A 23,557-nucleotide genomic window follows, 5' to 3' on the forward strand; every position below is an offset into this window, starting at 1 on the left:
GCTTGCAACATAGTATTTCTTTATGATATTATTAAATGATATGGGAGTTAGGAGAAAAGGTGTTTTGACAGCTTTTTGCATGACTTTTAATTAAAAAGATTTATTATGAATCATTTATTTAATAGAAAAGAGGATGTTTCATGTTAGATGTATGTTTGCTGGGAACGGGCGGGATGATGCCGCTGCCGTATCGGTGGCTGACGGCTTTGATGGTCCGCTGCTCGGGCAGCAATTTGCTGATAGACTGCGGGGAAGGCACGCAGATTGCGTTGAAAGAAAAGGGCTGGAGCCCGAAGCCGGTGGATGTGATTTGTTTTACACATTATCACGCGGATCATATCAGCGGTCTGCCGGGACTTTTGTTGACGATGGGAAATGCGGAGCGGACGGAGCCGATCACGATGATTGGACCGAAGGGACTGGAACGCGTGGTGACGGCACTGCGGACGATCGCGCCGGAACTGCCGTTTCCGCTTGAGTTTATTGAGCTGACGGAGCCGAGACAGCAGCTTCAGATTGGACCGTATGTGATCGATGCGTACCGGGTCAACCATAATGTGACCTGTTATGGGTACTCGATTTCGATTCCGAGAAAGGGACGGTTCGATGTGGAACGCGCGCGGGCGCAGGAGATTCCGCAGAAGTTCTGGAGCCGCCTGCAGAAGGGGGAGACGATCGAGGAGGAAGGCAGAACGCTGACACCGGATATGGTGCTCGGAGGTGACCGGAAGGGAATCAAGGTGGCATACTGTACCGATACGAGACCGCTTCCGGTAATTGCGGAGTACGCGAAGGATGCGGATCTGTTTATCTGTGAAGGCATGTACGGCGAGGACGGGAAAGAAGCCAAGGCGAGAGAATACAAGCATATGACATTCCAGGAGGCGGCGCACCTGGCGAAGGAGGCCCAGCCGAAGGAAATGTGGCTGACTCATTACAGCCCGTCGCTCATCCGTCCGGATGATTATATGGATAAAGTGCGTGAGATATTCCCGAGAGCGAAAGCCGCCCGTGATGGTTGGACGGCAGAGCTGGGATTTGATGAGGAGTAAGGGCGATGCAGACGGAAGAAAAGAGAGAAAATATAGAAGAAAAGAAGGAAGAACGGATGGAAATGCCAGTTTCAGGAGCATTTGGACGGGGACTAGGGAAAGCTCCGGTATCGGGGGCAGAGATTTCCGTGCATGATACAGAAAACGGACACCCATCAGAAGATGTTTACATTCTTGCAATCGAGAGTTCCTGTGATGAGACGGCAGCTTCAGTCGTGAAAAACGGACGTACCGTTCTTTCCAATATCATATCTTCCCAGATCGATCTTCACACGCTGTTTGGCGGCGTTGTGCCGGAGATTGCGTCGAGAAAGCATATCGAGAAGATCAACCAGGTTATTGAAGAGGCGCTGACAGAGGCACATATGAGTCTGGAGGAGATGACGGCGATTGCAGTTACCTACGGTCCAGGGCTGGTTGGCGCGCTTTTGGTCGGTGTGGCGGAAGCCAAAGCACTCGCGTATGCGGCGAAGAAGCCGCTGGTCGGCGTACACCATATCGAGGGGCACGTATCGGCAAATTTCATCGAAAATCCGGATCTGGAACCGCCGTTCATGTGCCTGATCGTGTCAGGCGGACATACACATCTGGTGATTGTGAAAGATTATGGCGAATTTGAGATTCTGGGACGCACCCGAGACGATGCAGCAGGCGAGGCGTTTGACAAGGTGGCACGCGCGGTCGGGCTCGGTTATCCGGGCGGCCCGAAGGTCGATAAGGCGGCAAAAGAGGGGAATCCACATGCGATTGAGTTTCCACGGGCAAAAGTGGGCGACAATCCATATGATTTCAGCTTCAGCGGCTTAAAATCGGCGGTCTTAAATTATATTAACCATGCGAAAATGATGTGCGAGGAGATTAATGTGCCGGATCTGGCGGCTTCGTTCCAGAATGCGGTTGTGGAAGTGTTGGTATCGCGCACGATCGAGGCGGCGAAACAGCATGGCTATAAGCGCGTGGCGATCGCCGGTGGTGTGGCATCTAACTCCGCTCTCCGGGCGGGCATGGAGAAGGCCTGTAAAGAGGCGGGCATCCAGTTTTTCCATCCGTCACCGATCTTCTGTACGGACAATGCGGCGATGATCGGCGCGGCGGCGTACTATGAATATAAGAAGGGCGCGCGCGCAGGCTGGGATCTGAATGCGGTGCCGAATTTGAAGCTGGGCGAGAGATAATACAAATTTTTTCAGGAAGAATTGTTTTGCGGTTAGTTTTTTTTAAAATATTGATTTGACAAAAAGTGGAAAAAGAGTGTTTTAAGAGATCGTTCTGGCATGGAGGAGAAACGAGATGGAACATACATTGGATCAATTTGGGAAAGAGAAAATTACACCGCATCCGACCCGCACCGCCGCTATCGTTCTGGCAGCCGGACAGGGAAAACGGATGAAAAGCAAGATTCAGAAGCAGTTTCTCCTTCTGGAGGAAAAGCCGGTCATCTGGTATGCACTTCACGCGTTTGAGGAGAGCCGGGTCGATGATGTGATTCTGGTGACCGGGGCGGATGAGATCGCGTACTGCCGGGACGAGATTGTAGGAAAATATGGATTTTCCAAGGTGCGCGCTATCGTTGCGGGCGGAAAAGAGCGCTACCATTCGGTCTACGAGGGTTTAAAGGCGCTCGGCAGCCAGCTTTCCTATGGGGAGGGGGACTGCGTCCTGATTCATGACGGGGCGCGTCCGTTTGTGGACGAGCCGATGATTGAACGTATCGTATCAGATATACGAAGTTATAGCGCAGCAGTGGCAGGCATGCCGTCAAAGGATACGGTCAAGCTGGTGGATGCGGACGGATTTGCCTCTGTGACGCCGGAACGGGCGCATGTCTGGATGATTCAGACACCGCAGGGATTTACTTACCCGCTGATCCGCGCGGCGTATGACAAGATGATGAGTCGGGAAGAGTACCAGCAGGGAGTGACGGATGATGCGATGGTGGTCGAGACGATGACCGATCACAAGGTGCGCCTGACCGAAGGTTCTTACCGGAATATCAAGGTGACAACGCCGGAGGATATGGAGGTTGCGGCTGCATTTTTACAAAATAAAAAAAGTTAATAGGTCTATTGACAACCCTTGACTTCTATGTTATAGTACTTATCGTGTTTAACTGCCGAAGACAGCAGGTGCCGAAAGGCATAAGGTTAATACGCCTGCCGAGGGAACTGATATCGTTGTATATTTCTATCCCCCTGTCCTGCGAGTGACGGAGGGATTTTATTTTACAGAAAACGTTTACCAGGCGGTTATAGAAATAAAACAGGAGGTAAACCAATCATGGCAAAAGTTGAATTAAAGCAGCCGGTTGTTGCTGAAATCGCAGAATTATTCAACGGCGCTAAGGGCGCAGTAGTAGTTGACTACCGTGGACTGACAGTTGAGCAGGACACACAGCTCCGTAAGCAGTTAAGAGAAGCTGGTGTTACTTATAAAGTATATAAGAACACCATGATTCGTTTCGCTGCTAAGGGTACCGCGTTCGAGGCTCTGGAGCCGAATCTGGAGGGTCCGACCGCTCTGGCTGTATCCAAAGAGGATGCTACAGCTCCGGCAAGAATTTTAGCTGAGTTCGCTAAAAAAGCAGACAAGCTTGAGATCAAGGGCGGCGTTGTAGAGGATACTTACTACGATGCAAAGGGCATGCAGGTTATCGCAACCATCCCGTCCAGAGAAGTTCTTCTTGGAAAACTTCTTGGAAGCATGCAGTCTCCGATCACAAACTTCGCTCGTGTTATCAAACAGATCGCAGAGCAGCAGGAGGCATAAGACCCTTACCTGCAAAGCAGGGTGTAAGGTGCGTGAGAGCCGCATAGTAAAGCAAGAGGCCGCATAAGGTCGATTTAAAATTCAATCACAGGAGGAATATTAAAATGGCAAAGTTAACAACAGCTGAGTTCATTGAGGCAATCAAAGAATTATCCGTATTAGAGTTAAACGATTTAGTAAAAGCTTGCGAGGAAGAGTTCGGTGTATCCGCAGCAGCAGGCGTTGTTGTAGCAGCAGCAGGTGCAGCTGAGGCAGCAGAAGAGAAGACTGAGTTCGACGTAGAGCTGACAGAGGTTGGCCCGAACAAAGTTAAAGTTATCAAGGTAGTTCGTGAAGCTACAGGTCTTGGTCTGAAAGAGGCTAAGGAAGTAGTTGACGGTGCTCCGAAGGTAGTTAAGGCTGGCGCTTCCAAGGAAGAGGCTGAGGACATCAAGACTAAATTAGAGGCTGAAGGCGCTAAAGTTACCTTAAAGTAATTTAAGTAATTTCGCATAGAGCTAATTGCATTACAGATGGAGAGTCTGGCGTGTGCGTGAGCGCATGCCAGGCTCTTTTTATTTCATGGGAAATTGCATCCTATGAAATAAAAAACGCTCCGCGAAGATGCAGACTCTTTTTTAAACGGGGGAATCAAATCAAGATGGCAGAGAAGACAAGAAATGAAACGGCAGCAGATGAGGAACTTAAAACGCTTCGGGAACGGCTTAAGGCGTGCGAATTTCTGCTGATTGGGCTTGGAAGCGAATGGGAGAAGGCGGGAGGCGCGGAGGTACAGGAGGCATACCGGGCGCTGGCATCGATGACAGAGGGGAAGGATTATTTTATCGTGACAACCGCAAAGGATGCGCGCATCTTTGAAAGCCCGTTGGATGAGACGAAAATCACGGCGCCGTGCGGTAATGTGAACTGGCTTCAGTGTTCGAAAGGCTGTACGAAGGATATCTGGGAGCGCGGCGAGGTGGCGGATGGTATCTGCCCGCACTGTGGGGCGCCGCTGACAGAAAACACAGTTCTGGCGAATCCGTATATCAAGGAAGGTTATTTGAAAAGCTGGAATCTCTACCGGGAATGGCTGGCTGGAACCTTAAACCATGCGCTTCTGATTCTCGAGCTGGGAGTGGATTTCAAGACGCCGACCGTCATCCGCTGGCCCTTTGAAAAGACGGTCTTTTTTAACCGCAAATCGCATATGTATCGGATAAACCAGAAGTTTTACCAGATTGTCGGAGATATTCAGGAGAGGACCGTATCGATTCCGCAGAATTCGGTCGGCTTTATCCGCAATTTTGCTTCCTGCGATTGAGAGTCCACTTAATTACTGGGCACGTATGCGTGAACAGTAACGTCCACTTATCTGCAGAGGGGACATTTGGGAAGCAAAACTTGAGAAACCGCTTCGATTGTGCTAAAATGGAACCATCGTTTGACAGAAAACGACAGAAAATGACATGGACGAGAGGATAGGGCAATGGGAGCAATCAGTAATGACTGGCTGGCTCCGCTCAGCGGAGAGTTTAAAAAGCCATATTACAGAAAGTTATACGATACTGTGAAACGGGAATATGAGACGCATGTTGTATATCCGGATGCGAATGATATTTTCAATGCATTTGATTTTACCCCTCTTTCCGAGGTAAAGGTGGTTATTTTAGGTCAGGATCCCTACCATGGTCCGGGACAGGCGCATGGGCTTTGCTTTTCGGTAAAGCCGGATGTGGAAATCCCGCCGTCCCTGGTGAATATTTATCAGGAATTGCACGATGATCTCGGCTGCTACATCCCGAACAATGGCTATCTGACGAAATGGGCGAAGCAGGGAGTCATGCTGCTGAACACAGTTCTGACCGTCCGCGCGCATCAGGCAAATTCCCACCGTGGAATCGGCTGGGAGGAGTTTACGGACGCTGCGATCAAGATCTTAAATGAGCAGGACCGTCCGATGGTATTTATTCTGTGGGGACGTCCGGCACAAGCGAAGAAATCGATGCTTAATAATCCGAAGCATCTGATTCTCGAAGCACCGCATCCGAGCCCGCTGTCTGCGTACCGTGGATTTTTCGGCAGTCGGCCATTCAGCAAGACCAATGAATTTTTAAAAGAACATGGTGTTGCCCCGATCGACTGGCAGATAGAAAACGTGTAGGAAGGAGCAGACATGAGTTTTGTTGAGATTTTAAAGGTAATTGTACTGGGAATCGTGGAAGGTTTCACGGAATGGCTTCCGATCAGCAGTACCGGGCATATGATTCTGGTGGATGAGATCATCCATCTGGATGTCAGCGAGGCGTACCGGGAAGTGTTTATGGTTGTCATCCAGCTGGGTGCGATTCTGGCGGTTATGGTGCTGTATTTCAATAAATTGAATCCGTTTTCACCGCACAAATCGATGGCGCAGAAGCGCGGTACAATCCGTTTGTGGATAAAAATTATTATAGCCTGCATTCCGGCAGCGGTGATTGGGCTTCCGCTTGACCATTTCATGGATAAACTGATGAACGGCTATGTCGTAGCAGCGATGCTGATTCTCTACGGCGTTTTGTTTATCGTACTGGAAAATCGAAACGTACACCGTCATTTTCCGATTGAGCGCGTGACGCAGATTTCGTTCCAGACAGCGGCACTGATCGGCTGTTTCCAGGTGCTGGCGATGATTCCGGGTACTTCCCGTTCGGGCGCGACGATTCTGGGCGCGATGCTGATCGGCTGTTCACGTCCGGCGGCGGCAGAATTTTCATTCTTCCTTGGGATTCCGGTTATGTTCGGTGCGAGTTTTTTAAAGATTGTGAAATTTTTCATTCAGGGCGGCGGATTTTCTTTCGCGGAGTTCATTTATCTGGTTCTTGGTATGGTGGTCGCATTTGGCGTGTCTGTGTACTCGATCAAGTTCCTGATGGGATATGTCCGCAAGCATGATTTCAAGTTTTTCGGATATTATCGGATTGTGCTTGGTATCGTGGTGCTGTCCTACTTTGGTATTTCGGCGCTAGTAGGTTAAAATGTACTCTCGGAGTCTTTCCTACACTTGCTTTTGCGGCTGGCGGAAAGATTCTGAGAGCACATTAAATAGAAAAAGAGGATTCAGACCTGACAGAAATGCGGAGGTCTGGATCCTTTTTTGCATTCATATAATACATGGAAGCGGAAACGCAAATATAAAGGGGATGCCCTGTCACAGTTCAGGGCTGACACGTCTAAAATGGTAAATCGGATCATTCAAAATAAGGGTTCCATGAGGAAAAAACTGCTCTGCCTGTGCACGGCAGTGCTGCTGGATCTGTGTTTCTTAGGAATCGTGTGCAGGCTGGCAGTGGGGATGCAGTGGGAAGATTTGGCGGAAGTGGAGCAGGCGGACCAGACGGACCAGACGGTTTCCTCCCCGGAATGCTTTTCCGGCGGGGAGCTGGCGCTGACCTTCGACGACGGACCGCACAGGGTGTACACGAAAAAGCTGCTGGACGGCTTGCGCGAGAGGGGCGTGAAAGCCTCTTTTTTTCTGGTCGGGGAAAATATTCCGGGTAATGAGGAACTGGTGCAACAGATGGCTAAAGACGGTCATCTCATCGGGGTTCACTGCATGGCACATGTGGATCTGGCGCGCCAGCCGATTGAAAAGAGCGTGGAGGAGATTCGGGAGACGGCCGATTGGATCGAGGCGGTCACGGGAAAACGTCCGGAATACATACGTCCGCCGTATGGTTCATGGAGTACGGAGCTTCAGGAGAGAGTGTCGATGACGCCGGTGTTCTGGGACGTCGATACGCTGGACTGGAAAAACCGGAATACGGCGCGGATTGTGAAGCATATCTGCAAAAATGCGGCGGTTCACACGGTGGTGCTGATGCATGATGCATATCAGACTTCGGTCGATGCTGCGCTTGAGACGATTGACACATTGACGGCGGAGGGATATACTTTTGTTACAATAGAAGAATGTCTGATTGATTGAGAGGATACGATGGATTTATTTGATTATATGCGGAAAAATACGATCGAGCAGGAGGCGCCGCTGGCATCCAGGCTGCGCCCGTCCACGCTTGACGAGGTGGTGGGACAGAAGCATATCATAGGAAAGGATAAGCTTTTGTACCGGGCGATCAAGGCAGATAAGCTCGGATCGCTGATTTTTTATGGACCGCCCGGAACGGGCAAAACGACGCTGGCGCGCGTGATTGCCAACACGACGAGCGCGCGTTTTGAGCAGCTCAACGCGACGGTGGCGGGGAAAAAAGATATGGAACAGGTCGTGCAGGATGCCAAGGATGCGCTGGGGATGTACGGAAAGCGCACGATCCTGTTTATCGACGAGATTCACCGCTTTAATAAGGGGCAGCAGGACTATCTTCTGCCGTTTGTTGAGGACGGGACGATTCTGCTCATTGGTGCGACGACGGAGAATCCGTATTTTGAGGTCAACGGGGCGCTGATTTCCCGATCACGTATTTTTGAGCTGAAACCGTTGGAAAATGCGGATATCCGCGAGCTTTTAGAGCGGGCGATCCATGACAAGGAAAAGGGCATGGGAAGCTATCGCGCGGAGGCGACGGACGAGGCTCTGGATTTTCTGGCCGATATGGCAGGCGGAGACGCGCGCGCGGCGCTCAATGCGATCGAGCTTGGTATTCTCACAACGGAACGGAGTGGAGATGGGCTGATTCACATTACACTCGATGTGGCGCAGGAGTGCATCCAGCGCCGTGCCGTGAAGTATGACAAGACGGGGGATAACCATTACGATACGATCTCAGCGTTTATCAAGAGTATGCGCGGTACCGATCCGGATGCGGCAGTTTATTATCTGGCGAAGATGCTGGATGCAGGCGAGGATATCAAATTTATTGCGCGGCGTATCATGATCTGTGCGTCGGAGGATGTCGGCAATGCGGATCCGCAGGCGATTCAGGTTGCGGTCAGCGCGGCATTGGCAGTGGAACGGATTGGTCTGCCGGAGGCGCGGATTATCCTGTCGCAGGCAGCTACCTATGTGGCGAGCGCGCCGAAGAGCAACGCGGCGTATGTGGCCGTCGATGAGGCACAGGAGGCGGTCAGGTTAAAGGGCAACTTTACGGTGCCGTCCCATCTGCGCGACTGCCATTACAGCGGGGCGGAGAAGCTGGGGCATGGCGACGGGTACAAGTATGCACATGATTATCCGAATCATTATGTGAAGCAGCAGTACCTGCCGGATGGACTGGAGGGCAGCACATTTTACCGCCCGTCAGAAAATGGGTATGAGAAGAAGATTGGGGAGTGGCTGCGCTTCCTGAAGGGCTCTGAATGAGAAAAGCTTCTTTTCAGATGGATTTTGCCGATGCTACGCATTCCAAATCGGCAAAATCTGCTGCCGGAACTGTATCGTACGGAATTTTCAGTTCAGAAAATTCCTACCTGTGAACAGTTACTATGTTCCTGAATTGATATGTATGAAGAAAATGTCTACTTGAATTTTTATGAAAACCGTTTATAATAAAACCAAGGTGGCTGCAGGATAAAGAGCAGTCACAGCATAAAAGGCTATGTTAAAAAGGTATGCCGGGCAGGTATCTGCCTGTCCGGTTTCGTGTAAGTACCTGGAAGACATCCACACGTTTCTTATTTCTGATTTTTGAATCCCAGAGAATATGACACAATTAAACAGGGCAAGGAGAATTATATGAGAGAAAAATTAAAGACACTCCCTCTGGTGCAGCTTCGGGAAATGGCGAAGGCACAGGGGTTAAAGGGGATCAGCACCCTGAAAAAGGCGGAGATCATAGACAGGCTGTGCGAACTTGAGAAGCCGGTGGAAGAGGGACAGAAAGAAGAAACGCCCCAGGCTTCTGTCAGTGAGCATCCGGCTGGATCGGCGGAACCGGCAGAGAGAACGGAAATGCACGTGCAGCCGCGCAGAACTGATGCAGGGCAGAATACATCGGCACAGACGTATTCGCAGCCGCGGAGATCTGCCAACGGAGAACGGGCTGCGGGAGGGCAGAATTACAGTTATGAGCGCCGCAGCGAAGGCGGATACCGCCGGAATGAATACGGCTCCTATACACGCCGTGAGAATAATAATACCCGTTATCAGGATAATCGCAGACGCGAGTACACGCAGCGAGAGGGGTATCAGAGAAATTCCTATGTGCCGCGTAACAATTACAATGAAGCGATGAGCGCAAGAACCGAGTATAGCCAGCCGGAACATACCGCACCGGCACCGCAGATGGCAGAAGCAGCCTCCGAGTACAGTCAGCCGGAACGTACCGCGCCGGTGCAGCAGATGGAAAGCACCCGTACTGAGGTGGAAAATGCACGCATGGAGGATCTGAAAAATGAATTTCAGGAGCTGGACAGCGGCATCGAGGCGAACGGAATCCTGGAGGTTATGCCGGATGGATTTGGATTTATCCGTTGTGAAAACTTCCTGCCGGGTGAAAATGACGTCTATGTGGCGCCGTCCCAGATCCGCCGTTTTAATCTGAAAACTGGTGATATCGTGCGCGGAAGCCGTCGTGTGAAGTCGGCGACGGAGAAATTTGCCGCATTATTATATATTAATTCGGTCAATGGATACCCGACCAGCGTGGTGGAAAAACGTCCGAATTTTGAAAATCTGACGCCAATTTTCCCAAATGAACGTCTGCACCTGGAATATCCGGGGGTTAAGACTTCCATGGCGATGCGTGTGATGGATCTGCTGTCCCCGATCGGAAAAGGACAGCGAGGCATGATCGTATCCCCGCCAAAAGCCGGAAAGACCACCCTGTTAAAGCAGGTGGCGACGACCATCACAAAGAACCATCCAGAAATGCACCTGATCATCCTTCTGATCGATGAGCGTCCGGAGGAGGTGACAGATATCCGTGAGACGGTAACGGGAGAAAATGTCGAGGTCATCTATTCGACGTTTGACGAGCTGCCGGAGCGTCATAAACGTGTGTCGGAGATGGTAGTAGAACGGGCGAAGCGCCTTGTCGAGCACGGCAGGGACGTTATGATTCTTTTAGACAGTATCACCCGTCTGGCGAGGGCTTACAACCTGGTGGTTCCGCCGAGTGGACGAACTCTTTCAGGTGGTTTGGATCCGGCAGCGCTGCATATGCCGAAGCGCTTCTTCGGTGCGGCGAGAAATATACGCGAGGGCGGCAGCCTGACGATTCTGGCGACCGCGCTGATTGAGACGGGCAGCCGTATGGACGATGTTATTTACGAGGAATTTAAGGGAACCGGCAACATGGAGCTGGTGCTTGACCGCAAACTTTCCGAGAAGCGCATCTTCCCGGCGCTCGATATCCTGCGTTCCGGTACGCGAAGAGATGATCTGCTTCTTTCGTCCGCCGAGGCGGAAGCGGTCGATATCGTCCACAAGGCGACCAACACGCAGAAACCGGAGGATACCGTCGAGCGGATCCTGGATCTGTTTGCCAAGACGAAGAACAATACGGAATTTGTAGAGATCACGCGGAAAAAGGGGTCATTTTACTAAAAATCATGTTTCACCAATAGCGCATCTGTGAGGACTTTCTTCAAGGCAGGAAAACAGGACTGTAAGAAGAAAAATAGTATTGAAAAATAGATAAAATTGCTTGCTAAAAAGTACACACCATGATATAATTATAAGGCTGTATTAACAGACGGTAGTTCTGACATCTGCGTGAGTCGTCCTTACGAGTGGAAGGAACGCTTAAATGATGGAATAGCGTGCCTGGATGTGCGGAGCTTTATATAGAGCCGTTTTAAGACGGCTTGCAATTAAAAAAGCGGTCGGAAATCGCAATGAAAAATTCAGAGAGGTGAAAGAAATGAGAGAAGGAATCCATCCAGCCTATTATCAGGCAAAAGTAGTTTGCAACTGTGGTAACGAGTTCGTAACTGGTTCTACCAAGAAAGACATCCACGTAGAGGTTTGCTCCAAGTGTCATTCATTCTACACAGGCCAGCAGAAAGCAGCCGCTGCCCGCGGACGTATCGATAAGTTCAACCGCAAGTACGGCATCAACGCAGGCAAATAAGTTTGAACCATGTAAAGGTTGGGTTTTAGTGGCGACATTAAACTCAGCCTTTTTGTTTTCTTCGTAACTGTTCAGTACCTTCACAGTCACGCGCAAAAATCCATTAAAAATTGCCTGCGGCAATGGGATTTTTGCCTGCTGGCTCATGTATTCGTACGGTCAGCGCAGTAAATGCGCAGACCTGCTGAACAGTTACTTTTCTTCTTTTTTTATTTTATTTTGAAAGGACAGCATGAAGTATTCAGGAATTGGCGGTCAGGCGGTAATTGAAGGAATCATGATGATGAAAGGCGAGGACTATGCAGTGGCAGTCCGCCGGCCTGACAAAGAGATAGAAGTAAAAAAAGACACATACCAGAGTATCACGAAAAAAGCGAAGATTTTACAGCTCCCGTTTGTGCGCGGCGTGTTCCGGTTTGCAGATTCGATGATCATCGGCATGCGGAGTCTGTCGTATTCCGCCAGCTTTTTTGAGGATGATGAGGATGCAGAGCCTGGAAAATTCGAACAGCTTTTAGACCGTGTGTTCGGCGAGAAGCTGGAGAGTGCGATCATGGCAGCAGTTCTGGTAATTTCGTTTATCCTGGCAATTGGTATTTTTATGATCCTGCCGCTGGGGATTGCGAACCTGTTTAAGGGAGTTATCACATCGGATCATCTGATGGCAGTGCTGGAAGGTGTGATCCGGATCGCGATTTTTATTATCTATATTAAACTCGTTTCGCGGATGGAGGACATCCGGCGGACATTTATGTACCACGGGGCGGAGCACAAGTGCATCAACTGTGTGGAACACGGACATCCGCTGACGGTAAAATATGTGCGCGAGAGCTCGAAGGAGCACAAGCGCTGTGGTACCAGTTTCATATTGATTGTCATGGTGATCAGTATTCTGATGTTTATGGTGATCCGGGTCGATACGATCTGGATGCGGATTCTGAGCCGTATTATTCTGGTTCCGGTCATTGCAGGTATATCATATGAGGTATTGCAGTGCGCCGGACGGAGCAATTCGAAGTTTATGGATCTGGTGAGCCGTCCGGGTATGTGGATGCAGGGTCTGACGACGAAGGAGCCGGATGACTCGATGATTGAGGTGGCGATCGCGGCGACCGAGGCAGTTTTTGACTGGAGAGAATACCTGACGGAGAATTTCCCAGGCTGGGAAAAGCAGCTGGAAGAGTCATAAATAGAACACGGTACGACAGAGGGGATGATTCGATGAGCGAGGAAAACGGAAGAACAGACCTGACCTGGAGAGAACTGTTGGATGAGGGCGGCGCGCGCTTAAGTGAGGCGGGTGTACCGGACGCAGGGACGGATGCCTGGTATCTGATGGAAGCGGCGTTCGGGATTGACCGGGTGCATTATTATCTGGATCAGAACCGTCCGATCCATGCGGAACGCCTGGAAAAGGGCTATGGGCGCTATCAGGAAATGCTTCAGAAACGGGCAGAGCGCATTCCACTGCAGCAGATTCTGGGAATGCAGGATTTTATGGGAATGACATTTTCTGTCGATGAAAATGTCCTGATTCCGCGCCAGGATACGGAGACGTTAGTTGAGCGGGTTCTTCGGGATTACCCGGAAAAGGATCTGAAACTTTTGGATATGTGTACCGGATCCGGCTGTATCGCGATCAGCCTTGCCGTGCTTGGCGGCTACCAGAACGTGACGGCGGTGGATATTTCCGAGGCGGCGCTGCGCGTGGCAAAGAAAAATGCGAGACGTCTCTTTTTGATTCAGAAGGGAACTGCGCGGTCAGAATCGTTTCAGGTATCGGAGGATCCGTGGTGCATCCGCCTGAAAACGTGGCTGGCAAAGGGACCGCGCCTGCAGGCAGAGATCGAGGAACACAGCCTGACACTTTTGCAGAGCAATCTGTTTCAGGCGGTGGAGGCGGATGTCATGTACGATGTGATTGTGTCGAATCCGCCATATATCCCATCGGCGGTGATCGACGGTCTGGAACCGGAGGTACGCGACCATGAGCCTCGGCTGGCGCTGGACGGCAGCGAGGACGGTCTGTATTTTTACCGGGTTCTGGCGCTGGAGTGCAGCAAACATCTGAACAAGGGCGGCTGCGTATATTTTGAGATAGGATATGACCAGGCGGAGGCGGTCAGCCGGATACTGACCATCGCCGGGTATCGGGAGATAGAAGTGATAAAGGATGAGCCGGGGCTTAACCGCGTGGTAAAGGCACGGTGGAACCGTTAGACGATAGAGGAGGATATCATGTTTGACAGATTGGATGATTTGCTGATCCGTTATGAAGAGCTGATGGAAGAGCTCGGCAGCCCGGAAGTGGCAAGCGATACAAATCGTTTCCGCAAGCTGATGAAGGAGCAGTCGGATCTGGCTCCGATTGTGGAGGCATATAAAGAGTATAAGAAGGCAAAACAGGACGTAGAGGACAGTCTGGCGCTTCTGGATGAGGAATCCGACGAGGAGATGCGCGAGATGGCGAAGGAAGAGTTAAATGCTGCGAAAAAGCGCATCGAAGATCTGGAGCAGGAATTAAAAATTCTGCTTCTTCCGAAGGATCCGAACGATGAAAAGAACGTTATCGTCGAGATCCGTGCAGGTGCAGGCGGCGATGAGGCGGCATTATTTGCGTCCGAACTGTACCGTATGTATGTGCGCTTTGCAGAGCGCAACCGCTGGAAAACTGAGCTTGTCAGCGTCAGTGAAAATGGAATCGGCGGCTTCAAGGAGGTCGTTTTCATGATTACCGGTCAGGGCGCTTACTCCAAGATGAAGTACGAGAGCGGTGTCCACCGCGTACAGCGTGTGCCGGAGACCGAGTCCGGCGGACGTATCCATACCTCGACCGCGACGGTTGCCGTGATGCCGGAGGCAGAGGATGTGGACGTTGTCATCGATGATAAAGATATCCGTATTGACGTTATGCGTGCGTCCGGAAACGGTGGACAGTGTGTCAACACGACTGACTCCGCGGTACGTCTGACCCATATTCCAACCGGTATCGTGATCTACAGCCAGACTGAGAAATCGCAGTTACAGAACAAGGAAAAGGCGTTCCGTCTTCTGCGTTCCAAGCTATATGATCTGGAGCTGGAGAGACGCCAGAACGAGGAAGCGGCAGAACGCCGCAGCCAGATTGGTACCGGTGACCGTTCCGAGAAGATCCGTACCTATAACTTCCCGCAGGGACGTGTGACCGAGCACCGCATCAAACTGACCTTGTATAAGATCGATTCGATCATGGACGGCGATCTGTATGAGATCATTGACAGCTTAATTGCAGCCGATCAGGCGGCGAAGCTGGCGAAGATGAATGAGGGCATCTAAAGAATTAGAGAAAACGGAAGGGGGATCCTATATGGAAAGAAGAGATAAAGTCAATTATTATTTGGATCTGGCGGAAATGGTTTCGCAGCGGAGTACCTGTCTGCGAAAGCACTACGGGGCAGTGATTGTGAATAACGATGAGGTTATCTCGACCGGCTATGTGGGTGCCCCGCGCGGACGGAAAAACTGTTCCGATATCGGTCGCTGCATCCGCGAGGAGCTTCATGTGCCGCGCGGCGAGCGGTACGAGTTGTGCCGCAGTGTCCATGCCGAGGCCAATGCCCTGATCAGTGCCTCCAGAGAGCGCATGATCGGCGCGTCGCTGTATCTGACCGGTGTCGATGCGAGAACCGGCGGGTATGTGGAAAAATCGAGCTGCTGTTCGATGTGCAAGCGCATGGTAATCAATGCCGGAATTGAACATGTCTATATCCGTGATACGAAAAATGAGTACCGAAAAGTCGATGTAGAAGATTGGATCCGCGAAGATGAATCGCTGGAAGGAAAATTTGGGTACTAAGAAGCGCACAGGAGACGGCGCTGCCCGCTGGGCACGCCGCATCTTCTGTGCTTTTTTGATCGTGATTGGATGTCTGGTTCTGGCGGATGGTGTGGGGGATGCGGTTAGAAGGGCGGAAAACAGAGATTCCCAATCTGAAGGAAATGTAGAGCAGAATTTATCTGGAAAATCTGATTCAGATGCGTCAGAGCCGATATGGCAGCCAGATTTCGCAGCCTTAAAATGCCAGAATGCCGACGTCATCGCCTGGATTCGCATTCCCGGTACTCACATCGACGAACCGATTGTCCAGACAACCGACAATGAATCGTACCGCAGCATCGGGCTGGATGGAAAACCAGATCCAGCCGGGACTGTCTTTCTGGACTGCGAGAGTGCACCGGATGCATCGGATTTTCATTCGATTTTTTACGGGCATCATATGAAGGACGGAAGCCGGTTTTCCGAGCTGATCCGCCTGAAAGACGAAGATTTCTTCCAGAAGCATCGGACTGCTTATCTCTATTTCCCAGATGGGAAAAGGCGGACACTCCGTCTGATTGCAGCGCTCACTGCGGGCAGTCAGGGGGAACGGCGTAGGACGGAATTTGCGGATCGGTCGGAGATGCATCCTTATATAGAAGAAATGACGGAGGGATGCCGGTTTCGCGAACTGCCAGACGAGGAGGTTTCCCACTTGTATTCCTTTGTGACGTGCAGTTATGAATTTGCGGATGCGCGGACGATTGTGTATGCAGTGGATGAATGATGCTTATGGATTGTACGTTACAGTTCACGTATACGTGCCCAGTAACGGAATTTGCCGTGGCTCCGCATTTAAATACGGCAAATTCCTGTTGCCACCACGTTTTCTTACGGCACTTTCGGTTCCAAAAGTGCCTACCCGTGAACAGTTACGATTGTACAATGCAAGAAAGAAGTGCAAAGCAAATAAATTTGCAAGCAGCAGGCAAATGTGGTATATTACTTATAGTGATGAGATCTGCCTTTTTTTAGAAAAGAGGCGTGAAAATAAAACATATGAGGAGAACAAGATATGAAGGGTATCGTTTTAGCAGGCGGTTCAGGCACACGCCTTTACCCGCTGACACGCGTAACTTCCAAACAGCTGCTTCCGATTTATGACAAACCGATGATTTACTATCCGATCTCCGTTCTGATGAACGCGGGAATCCGGGATATTCTGATTATTTCGACACCGGATGACACACCGCGTTTTAAGGAATTGTTGGGCGATGGACATCAGTTTGGTTTACATTTAAGCTATGCCGTGCAGCCAAGTCCGGATGGACTGGCACAGGCATTTATCATCGGCGAGGAGTTCATCGGAGACGATTCCGTGGCGATGATTCTGGGCGACAATATTTTCCAGGGTCAGGGACTTGTGAAACGCCTGCGTGCTGCCTCTGCCAAGAAAGAGGGCGCGACTGTATTTGGCTACTATGTCGATGATCCGGAGCGCTTCGGTATCGTAGAATTTGACGACCAGGGCAAGGCGATCTCCATCGAGGAGAAGCCGGAGAAACCGAAGTCCAATTACTGTGTAACGGGTCTGTATTTCTATGACAACCGGGTAGTAGAGTATGCGAAACAGTTAAAACCGTCTGCCAGAGGCGAGCTTGAGATTACCGATTTGAACCGCATCTATCTGGAAAATGGCGATCTGGATGTCATTCTTCTGGGACAGGGCTTTACCTGGCTCGATACCGGTACACATGAGTCCTTAGTTGAGGCAACCAATTTCGTTAAGACAGTAGAGACCCACCAGCACCGCAAGATCGCGTGCCTGGAGGAGATTGCGTACTTAAACGGCTGGATCAGCAAGGAAGAAGTGCTGGAGGCATACGAGGTATACAAGAAAAACCAGTATGGCAAATATCTGAAAGACGTACTGGATGGGAAATATGTTGATAAAATACATCAGAATTAAAAGGAGTTAAAACAATGAAGATTATCGTGACAGGCGGAGCCGGATTCATCGGCGGAAACTTCGTACACCATATGGTAAATAAATACCCGGAGTATCAGATCATCAATCTGGATCTTCTGACCTATGCGGGTAACTTAGAGACACTGAAACCGGTTGAAAACAAACCAAATTACAAATTTGTACACGGCGATATCGCAGACCGCGACTTCGTATTCAAGCTGTTTGAAGAGGAAAAACCAGATGTCGTTGTAAACTTTGCAGCGGAGAGCCACGTAGACCGTTCCATCACGGACCCGGAGGCATTTGTCCGTACCAATGTCATGGGAACGACCACCCTGCTGGATGCCTGCCGCACCTATGGAATTAAACGTTATCATCAAGTATCGACCGATGAGGTATACGGCGATCTGCCGTTAGACCGCCCGGATCTCTTCTTCACGGAGACGACCCCGCTTCATACCTCCAGCCCGTACTCTTCTTCCAAGGCGAGTGCGGATCTGTTTGTATTGGCATACCATAGAACCTACGGACTTCCGGTGACAGTATCCCGCTGCTCCAACAATTACGGTCCATATCATTTTCCGGAGAAGCTGATTCCGCTGATGATCAGCCGTGCGCTGGCAGACGAGGAACTTCCGGTATACGGCGACGGCGCGAACGTTCGCGACTGGCTGCACGTATCCGATCATTGTGAGGCGATCGATCTGATTCTCCACAAGGGACGCGTCGGTGAGATTTACAACATCGGCGGACACAATGAGAGGACCAACCTGGAGGTTGTCAAAACCATCCTGAAAGCGCTGGACAAGCCGGAAAGCCTGATCCGTTACGTCAAGGATCGTCCGGGTCATGACCGCCGTTATGCGATCGATCCGACCAAGATCGAGACGGAGCTTGGCTGGAAGCCGAAATACAATTTTGACACCGGCATTCGTCAGACGATCGACTGGTATCTGAACAATCAGGACTGGTGGAAACACATTTTAAGCGGTGAGTACAGCCAGTACTTCGAAAAAATGTATGGAGATAGATTATAATGAGAGTATTAGTGACAGGCGTTAAAGGCCAGCTTGGCTATGACGTGATGAATGAGCTGAAAAAACAGGGTCTTACTGGCATCGGTGTGGATGTCGATGAGATGGATATTACCGATGCAGAGGCATGCCGCCGCGTGATCACCGAGGCAAAGCCGGATGCAGTGATCCACTGCGCTGCATATACTGCAGTAGACGCAGCGGAACAGAATATGGAACTCTGCCGTAAAGTCAATGCAGATGGAACGAGAAATATCGCTGAGGTCTGCAAAGGTCTGGACATCAAAATGATGTACATCAGCACCGATTATGTATTCAACGGTCAGGGCACCCGCCCGTGGGAGCCGGATGACCACCGGGAACCACTCAACGCCTACGGTCAGTCGAAGTATGAGGGTGAGCTGGCAGTCGAGGAGCTGGTAAAGAAGTTTTTCATCGTCCGTATAGCGTGGGTATTTGGCGTGAACGGCAAGAACTTCATCAAGACGATGCTGCGCGTTGGCAAAGAGCGCGGGGCAGTCAGTGTTGTGGATGATCAGATCGGTTCCCCGACTTACACATACGATCTGGCACGTTTGCTGGTTGATATGATTCAGAGTGATAAATATGGTCGTTACCATGCGACGAATGAGGGACTTTGCAGCTGGTATGAATTTGCAGTTGAGATCTTTAAACAGGCGGGCATGGACGTCAAGGTGACGCCGGTCAGCACTGCCGAGTATACAGCTGCTTATCCGGGTCAGGCAAAACGCCCGATGAACAGCCGGATCAGCAAAGAAAAACTTTCGGACAACGGATTTGAGCGCCTTCCGTCCTGGCAGGATGCGGTAGGTCGCTATCTGAAAGAAATTCAGTAAAAAATGTGCAATCAGACATAGAAAGCAGCAGCGGCAGAAAGTGTGAAGCGCCGTTGGCTGCAGGATTTTCTTCAGGTTGGAATCAAAATCGTAGAAGGTCATGTATGTTAGTGGGGTATTTCCATAAATGTACATGACCTTTGGACTCTGTATTTGATGATGTAGGAGGAACTCTCAAAATGGGTAAATATTTTGGAACAGACGGATTCCGCGGCGAGGCAAATGTGACGCTGACCGTGGAGGACGCCTATAAAGTAGGTCGTTTCCTGGGCTGGTACTATGGACAGAAGACGAAAGCAGATCGCTGCCGGGTCGTGATCGGCAAGGATACGAGACGCAGCAGCTATATGTTTGAGTATTCGCTGGTATCGGGACTGACCGCTTCCGGCGCAGATGTCTATCTGCTTCACGTGACAACTACTCCGAGTGTATCGTATGTTGTACGCACCGAGGAGTTTGACTGCGGTATCATGATCTCCGCAAGCCACAATCCATACTATGACAACGGAATCAAGGTCATCAATGGACGCGGCGAGAAACTGGAGGAGGAGACGATCGAGAAGATTGAGTCGTATCTGGATGGCGAGATGGGCGAAATTCCATTTGCCAAGCGCGATGCGATCGGACGCACCGTTGACTATGCAGCGGGACGCAACCGCTATATCGGTTATCTGATTTCCCTGGCAACACGGTCTTTCAAAAATATGCGGGTAGGTCTGGACTGTGCAAACGGAAGCGCTTCCGCGATTGCGAAAAACGTATTCGATGCACTGGGCGCGGAGACGCACGTCATCAACAACACGCCGGACGGTCTGAATATCAATACAAATTGCGGTTCCACCCACATCGAGGGACTGCAGAAATACGTGGTTGAAAATCATCTGGACGTTGGATTCGCTTATGATGGAGATGCGGACCGCTGCCTGGCAGTGGACAGTGAAGGCAAGCTGGTGGATGGCGACAAGATCCTCTATGTATGCGGAAAATACATGAAAGAACAGGGCACGCTGGTCAACAATACAGTTGTCACCACGGTTATGTCAAACTTCGGTCTTTATAAGGCATTTGAGCGCGATGGTATTTCCTATGAGAAGACGGCAGTTGGCGATAAGTATGTCTATGAAAATATGTCCCAGAACGGCCACTGCTTGGGAGGCGAGCAGTCGGGTCATATCATTTTCAGCAAGCACGCGACGACCGGAGACGGCATTTTAACATCATTAAAGCTGATGGAAGTGATTCTGGAGAAGAAAGAGACACTTGCAAAGCTGGCTGACGAGGTGCAGATTTATCCTCAGGTTCTGAAAAATGTCAGAGTCAAGGATAAAGAGGCGGCGCAGGCAGACCGCGACGTGCAGGCGGAGGTTCAGAAGGTATCGGATGCGTTGGGCGATACCGGTCGAATCTTAGTTCGTCCGAGTGGTACGGAGCCGCTGATCCGCGTGATGGTCGAGGCACCGACGGATGAAATCTGCGGAAAATATGTAGCACAGGTTGTAGAAATGATAGAAAAAAAGGGACTGGCAGAGTAAGACATGAGAGAGCAGCTGACAGAAAGTGATGTAAAGAAGATTCAGGAAGAGATCGACCATCGGAAGCTGGTGGTCCGCAAAGAGGCGATCGAGGCGGTCAAGGAGGCGCGCGCACAGGGTGACTTGAGCGAAAACTTCGAATATTATGCTGCTAAGAAGGATAAGAACCGGAATGAAAGCCGTATTCGCTATCTGGAAAATATGCTGAAGCACGCTAAGATCGTATCGGAAGAATCCCGCCCGGATGAGGTCGGAATGAATGATACGGTTACCCTGTATTTTGAGGATGACGACGAGGAAGAAGTATACCGTCTGGTAACGAGCATCCGGGGCAATTCCCTGGAAAACCGGATCAGCATCGAGTCGCCGCTCGGAAAAGCGATCGAAGGACACCATGTGGGTGACCAGGTGGAAGTGAAGGTCAACGATAAGAGCAGCTATGTGGTGGAGATCCGGAAGATCGAGAAGACGGGGGAAGAGGATTCGGATCGGATTCGGAGCTATTAGTTGTAACGCAAAGGAGAGTTTTGATTACTATGAAATTTGAAGAATTATGTGATGCACGTTATTCACTTCGTAAATTTGACAGCCGTCCGGTTGAGGCAGAAAAATTACAGAAAGTGCTGGAGGCGGGACGCAAAGCCCCGACGGCACATAACTTACAGCCACAGCGCTTTTTCGTGATGCAGAGTGAGGAGGCTCTGGCGAAAGCGGATGCATGTACGGCGTGTCAGTTTCATTCGCCGGTTGTGATTGTAGCAGCCTATGATCCAGAGATTTCCTGGAAAAGGGAAGAGGACGGGAAAAACCATGGAGAGATCGATGTGACATTGGCGGTTTCCCAGATGATGCTGCAGGCAGCAGAACTGGGACTGGGAACAACGTATGTTGGTATGTTTAATCCAGAAAAATTGCTGGAGCAGTTCCCAGAGATGAAGGGCTTACAGCCGACGGCCTATCTGCCGCTTGGATATCCGGCAGAGACAGCTCATCCGTCCAGGCTGCATACAGATCGCAAGCCGCTAGAAGAGCTGGCAGTATTTCTGTAAAATATAGACAATCCGTAACTGTTCAGTACCTTCACAGTCACGCGCAAAAATCCATTAAAAATTGCCTGCGGCAATGGGATTTTTGCCTGCTGGCCCATGTTTTCGTACGGTCAGCGCAGTAAATGCGCAGACCTACTGAACAGTTACGACAATCCTTTATTTACCATAATCCTTAATCGATACAGTCTGTTTCCTGAGAAGCTTGGAGACAGGCTGTATTTTTGTGTAATGCCAATGATGCGCACTCGCGCGAAGCAGAAATATGTAACGATATATCTTGCAATCCATGTGCATTTAAAAGTATAATAAAAAAATATGAAGAGAAGCATGAAACGATGTAAGATGAGAAAAGGAAATGGTATGTTATTAAGAGAATATTTAAAAGAATGGACCAAAGAAGACTTATTAAACGAAGCAAGAAGCTACGAGTTAAAGAACTGTTCCCGGCTTAAAAAGGATGACCTGATTGACCGAATTGTTGAATATTTAACGACAAAAGAGGCACTCCGGGGCAGACTTTCATGCCTGACGAAAGAGCAGATGGTGCTTTTTTGCAAAGCCTGTACCGAGCCACAGAAAATTTCTGCAGAAGAGATTATGGATGGAATGCAGTTATATAAATACGTACTTGGAAGTTTTGAGGAAGTGAGTGACTGCTTTACTGTCTTTGAAGAGATTGCACAGGGGTTTAGCGGGATTGACGATGAGGCATTCCGGGCGGTTCAGAGCAAAAAAGGCTGGCTGATGAAGTGTATCAGCTTCTTTATCGATTATTATGAGATTGCGCCGTTGGAAATTTTGTATGAACTGTACAAATTGAAGGTGAAAGGCACGATCGAAGAAATGATCGGGATGCTGGAGGAAATGCCGGAGGACATCACAGAATCCTGCATTTTCCCGATGGAGAAACTGGGAATGCAGGACCTGCCGAAAGAGAATCCGCTTTATTCCGAGAGGGGATTGTATGTACATCTTCCAGTTTTTGAGGGTGATGGACTCACTGCTTTGTTGAAACAGCAGCAGAATAAAAAATTCTATATTCCGTCTGCACAGCAGTTGGATGAAATCTGTCAGAAAGGGTATGAGTCAGGGGTACTGGCTTATAAGGAGCTGGAGTCCTATTTCATAAAAAAATTGGATGTGTCGTATGAGAAAGCGGCTAGATGGTGCTTTGAGACGTGGACCAACAGCTATGAAGGAAAATCACCGGCAGAACTGATGAATAAGATGCATGAAGAAGGGATTGTTTTCCAGAGCGAGCAGCAGATGGGCGAATTTTTAAGACTTCTCATGGATGCGTTCAACAATACGAGAACAAAAGAAAACCGTGGAAATAAACCGTGGGAATTAAGTGAGAGAGGTATGATCGGCGGCATGCCGGCGATGGTGCCGGAAATGTCCCAGCCAGCACCGGTAACCGCGAAAAAGGTGGAGAAGATTTATCCGAATGATCCGTGTCCTTGCGGATCTGGGAAGAAATATAAGAAGTGTTGTGGAAGAAATTAATACTCAGA

Annotated in this window: 24 protein-coding genes and 1 other annotated feature; all 24 genes read left to right on the forward strand. The window is 50.1% G+C overall.

Annotated features, from left to right (window positions below; translation table 11 throughout):
- Nucleotides 1-140 precede the first annotated feature (140 nt).
- The 24 genes from PG862_RS10215 (at nt 141) to PG862_RS10330 (ending at nt 23,549) form a co-directional block, all read left to right on the forward strand.
- Nucleotides 141-1,052: a ribonuclease Z gene (locus PG862_RS10215; RefSeq protein ID WP_022360617.1), complete on the forward strand. Its 912-nt coding sequence runs from the start codon at nt 141-143 to the stop codon at nt 1,050-1,052.
- A gap of 5 nt (nt 1,053-1,057) precedes the next feature.
- A complete protein-coding gene (gene tsaD / locus PG862_RS10220; protein ID WP_270707298.1) occupies nt 1,058-2,227 on the forward strand; it encodes a tRNA (adenosine(37)-N6)-threonylcarbamoyltransferase complex transferase subunit TsaD in 1,170 nt (389 codons plus the stop codon).
- Nucleotides 2,228-2,342: 115 nt separating this feature from the next.
- Nucleotides 2,343-3,110: a 2-C-methyl-D-erythritol 4-phosphate cytidylyltransferase gene (gene ispD / locus PG862_RS10225; RefSeq protein WP_118293361.1), complete on the forward strand. Its 768-nt coding sequence runs from the start codon at nt 2,343-2,345 to the stop codon at nt 3,108-3,110.
- A 37-nt stretch (nt 3,111-3,147) separates the two neighbouring features.
- Nucleotides 3,148-3,282: a sequence feature (ribosomal protein L10 leader region), on the forward strand.
- A 47-nt stretch (nt 3,283-3,329) separates the two neighbouring features.
- Nucleotides 3,330-3,818 carry a 50S ribosomal protein L10 gene (gene rplJ, locus PG862_RS10230; protein WP_022360614.1) on the forward strand — a complete coding sequence of 163 codons (489 nt, stop codon included), beginning with the start codon at nt 3,330-3,332 and terminating at the stop codon, nt 3,816-3,818.
- Nucleotides 3,819-3,922: 104 nt separating this feature from the next.
- Nucleotides 3,923-4,294 carry a 50S ribosomal protein L7/L12 gene (gene rplL, locus PG862_RS10235; RefSeq protein ID WP_107001383.1) on the forward strand — a complete coding sequence of 124 codons (372 nt, stop codon included), beginning with the start codon at nt 3,923-3,925 and terminating at the stop codon, nt 4,292-4,294.
- Between the two features lie 164 nt (nt 4,295-4,458).
- Nucleotides 4,459-5,121: an SIR2 family NAD-dependent protein deacylase gene (locus PG862_RS10240; RefSeq protein WP_270707299.1), complete on the forward strand. Its 663-nt coding sequence runs from the start codon at nt 4,459-4,461 to the stop codon at nt 5,119-5,121.
- Between the two features lie 165 nt (nt 5,122-5,286).
- A complete protein-coding gene (locus PG862_RS10245) occupies nt 5,287-5,961 on the forward strand; it encodes a uracil-DNA glycosylase (RefSeq protein WP_022360612.1) in 675 nt (224 codons plus the stop codon).
- Between the two features lie 12 nt (nt 5,962-5,973).
- Nucleotides 5,974-6,813 (forward strand): undecaprenyl-diphosphate phosphatase, encoded by an 840-nt coding sequence (locus PG862_RS10250; RefSeq protein ID WP_022360611.1) that lies wholly within the window; start codon nt 5,974-5,976, stop codon nt 6,811-6,813.
- 234 nt (nt 6,814-7,047) lie between these two features.
- Nucleotides 7,048-7,764, forward strand: a complete 717-nt coding sequence (locus tag PG862_RS10255; RefSeq protein WP_181357236.1) for a polysaccharide deacetylase family protein — start codon at nt 7,048-7,050, stop codon at nt 7,762-7,764.
- 9 nt (nt 7,765-7,773) lie between these two features.
- Nucleotides 7,774-9,096, forward strand: a complete 1,323-nt coding sequence (locus PG862_RS10260) for a replication-associated recombination protein A (RefSeq protein ID WP_118492413.1) — start codon at nt 7,774-7,776, stop codon at nt 9,094-9,096.
- Between the two features lie 372 nt (nt 9,097-9,468).
- Complete coding sequence (gene rho / locus PG862_RS10265; RefSeq protein ID WP_118638294.1) at nt 9,469-11,280, forward strand: transcription termination factor Rho; 1,812 nt, start codon at nt 9,469-9,471, stop codon at nt 11,278-11,280.
- Nucleotides 11,281-11,596: 316 nt separating this feature from the next.
- Complete coding sequence (rpmE, locus tag PG862_RS10270; protein ID WP_022360607.1) at nt 11,597-11,806, forward strand: 50S ribosomal protein L31; 210 nt, start codon at nt 11,597-11,599, stop codon at nt 11,804-11,806.
- A 232-nt stretch (nt 11,807-12,038) separates the two neighbouring features.
- Nucleotides 12,039-12,995 carry a DUF1385 domain-containing protein gene (locus PG862_RS10275; RefSeq protein WP_270707302.1) on the forward strand — a complete coding sequence of 319 codons (957 nt, stop codon included), beginning with the start codon at nt 12,039-12,041 and terminating at the stop codon, nt 12,993-12,995.
- A gap of 32 nt (nt 12,996-13,027) precedes the next feature.
- Nucleotides 13,028-14,026, forward strand: coding sequence for a N5-glutamine methyltransferase family protein (locus tag PG862_RS10280; protein WP_118472589.1), 999 nt, complete (start codon nt 13,028-13,030; stop codon nt 14,024-14,026).
- Between the two features lie 18 nt (nt 14,027-14,044).
- On the forward strand, nt 14,045-15,121 hold the full coding sequence (gene prfA, locus PG862_RS10285; protein WP_107001390.1) for a peptide chain release factor 1: 1,077 nt from the start codon (nt 14,045-14,047) through the stop codon (nt 15,119-15,121).
- A gap of 31 nt (nt 15,122-15,152) precedes the next feature.
- The gene (locus PG862_RS10290) at nt 15,153-15,641 is read left to right on the forward strand and encodes a deoxycytidylate deaminase (protein WP_022360603.1); all 489 of its coding nucleotides are present in this window, start codon (nt 15,153-15,155) and stop codon (nt 15,639-15,641) included.
- Nucleotides 15,610-16,389 (forward strand): class B sortase, encoded by a 780-nt coding sequence (locus PG862_RS10295; RefSeq protein ID WP_117796074.1) that lies wholly within the window; start codon nt 15,610-15,612, stop codon nt 16,387-16,389. Before PG862_RS10290 ends, PG862_RS10295 begins: the two co-directional genes overlap by 32 nt.
- Nucleotides 16,390-16,677: 288 nt before the next feature.
- Nucleotides 16,678-17,571 (forward strand): glucose-1-phosphate thymidylyltransferase RfbA, encoded by an 894-nt coding sequence (gene rfbA / locus PG862_RS10300; protein ID WP_022360600.1) that lies wholly within the window; start codon nt 16,678-16,680, stop codon nt 17,569-17,571.
- Nucleotides 17,572-17,585: 14 nt separating this feature from the next.
- Entirely contained in the window at nt 17,586-18,608 is a 1,023-nt protein-coding gene (gene rfbB / locus PG862_RS10305; protein ID WP_270707304.1) for a dTDP-glucose 4,6-dehydratase, read from the forward strand.
- On the forward strand, nt 18,608-19,462 hold the full coding sequence (rfbD, locus tag PG862_RS10310) for a dTDP-4-dehydrorhamnose reductase (protein WP_107001395.1): 855 nt from the start codon (nt 18,608-18,610) through the stop codon (nt 19,460-19,462). Before rfbB ends, rfbD begins: the two co-directional genes overlap by 1 nt.
- A 179-nt stretch (nt 19,463-19,641) precedes the next feature.
- Nucleotides 19,642-20,994, forward strand: coding sequence for a phosphoglucosamine mutase (glmM, locus tag PG862_RS10315; protein ID WP_118629308.1), 1,353 nt, complete (start codon nt 19,642-19,644; stop codon nt 20,992-20,994).
- 3 nt (nt 20,995-20,997) lie between these two features.
- The gene (gene greA / locus PG862_RS10320) at nt 20,998-21,501 is read left to right on the forward strand and encodes a transcription elongation factor GreA (RefSeq protein ID WP_022360596.1); all 504 of its coding nucleotides are present in this window, start codon (nt 20,998-21,000) and stop codon (nt 21,499-21,501) included.
- A gap of 29 nt (nt 21,502-21,530) precedes the next feature.
- Nucleotides 21,531-22,043: a nitroreductase family protein gene (locus PG862_RS10325; RefSeq protein ID WP_270707305.1), complete on the forward strand. Its 513-nt coding sequence runs from the start codon at nt 21,531-21,533 to the stop codon at nt 22,041-22,043.
- A gap of 360 nt (nt 22,044-22,403) precedes the next feature.
- Nucleotides 22,404-23,549: an SEC-C metal-binding domain-containing protein gene (locus tag PG862_RS10330; protein ID WP_270707306.1), complete on the forward strand. Its 1,146-nt coding sequence runs from the start codon at nt 22,404-22,406 to the stop codon at nt 23,547-23,549.
- The last annotated feature ends 8 nt before the right edge of the window (nt 23,550-23,557 follow it).

The sequence above is a fragment of the Clostridium fessum genome (assembly GCF_027698965.1).
Lineage (GTDB): Bacteria > Bacillota > Clostridia > Lachnospirales > Lachnospiraceae > Otoolea > Otoolea fessa.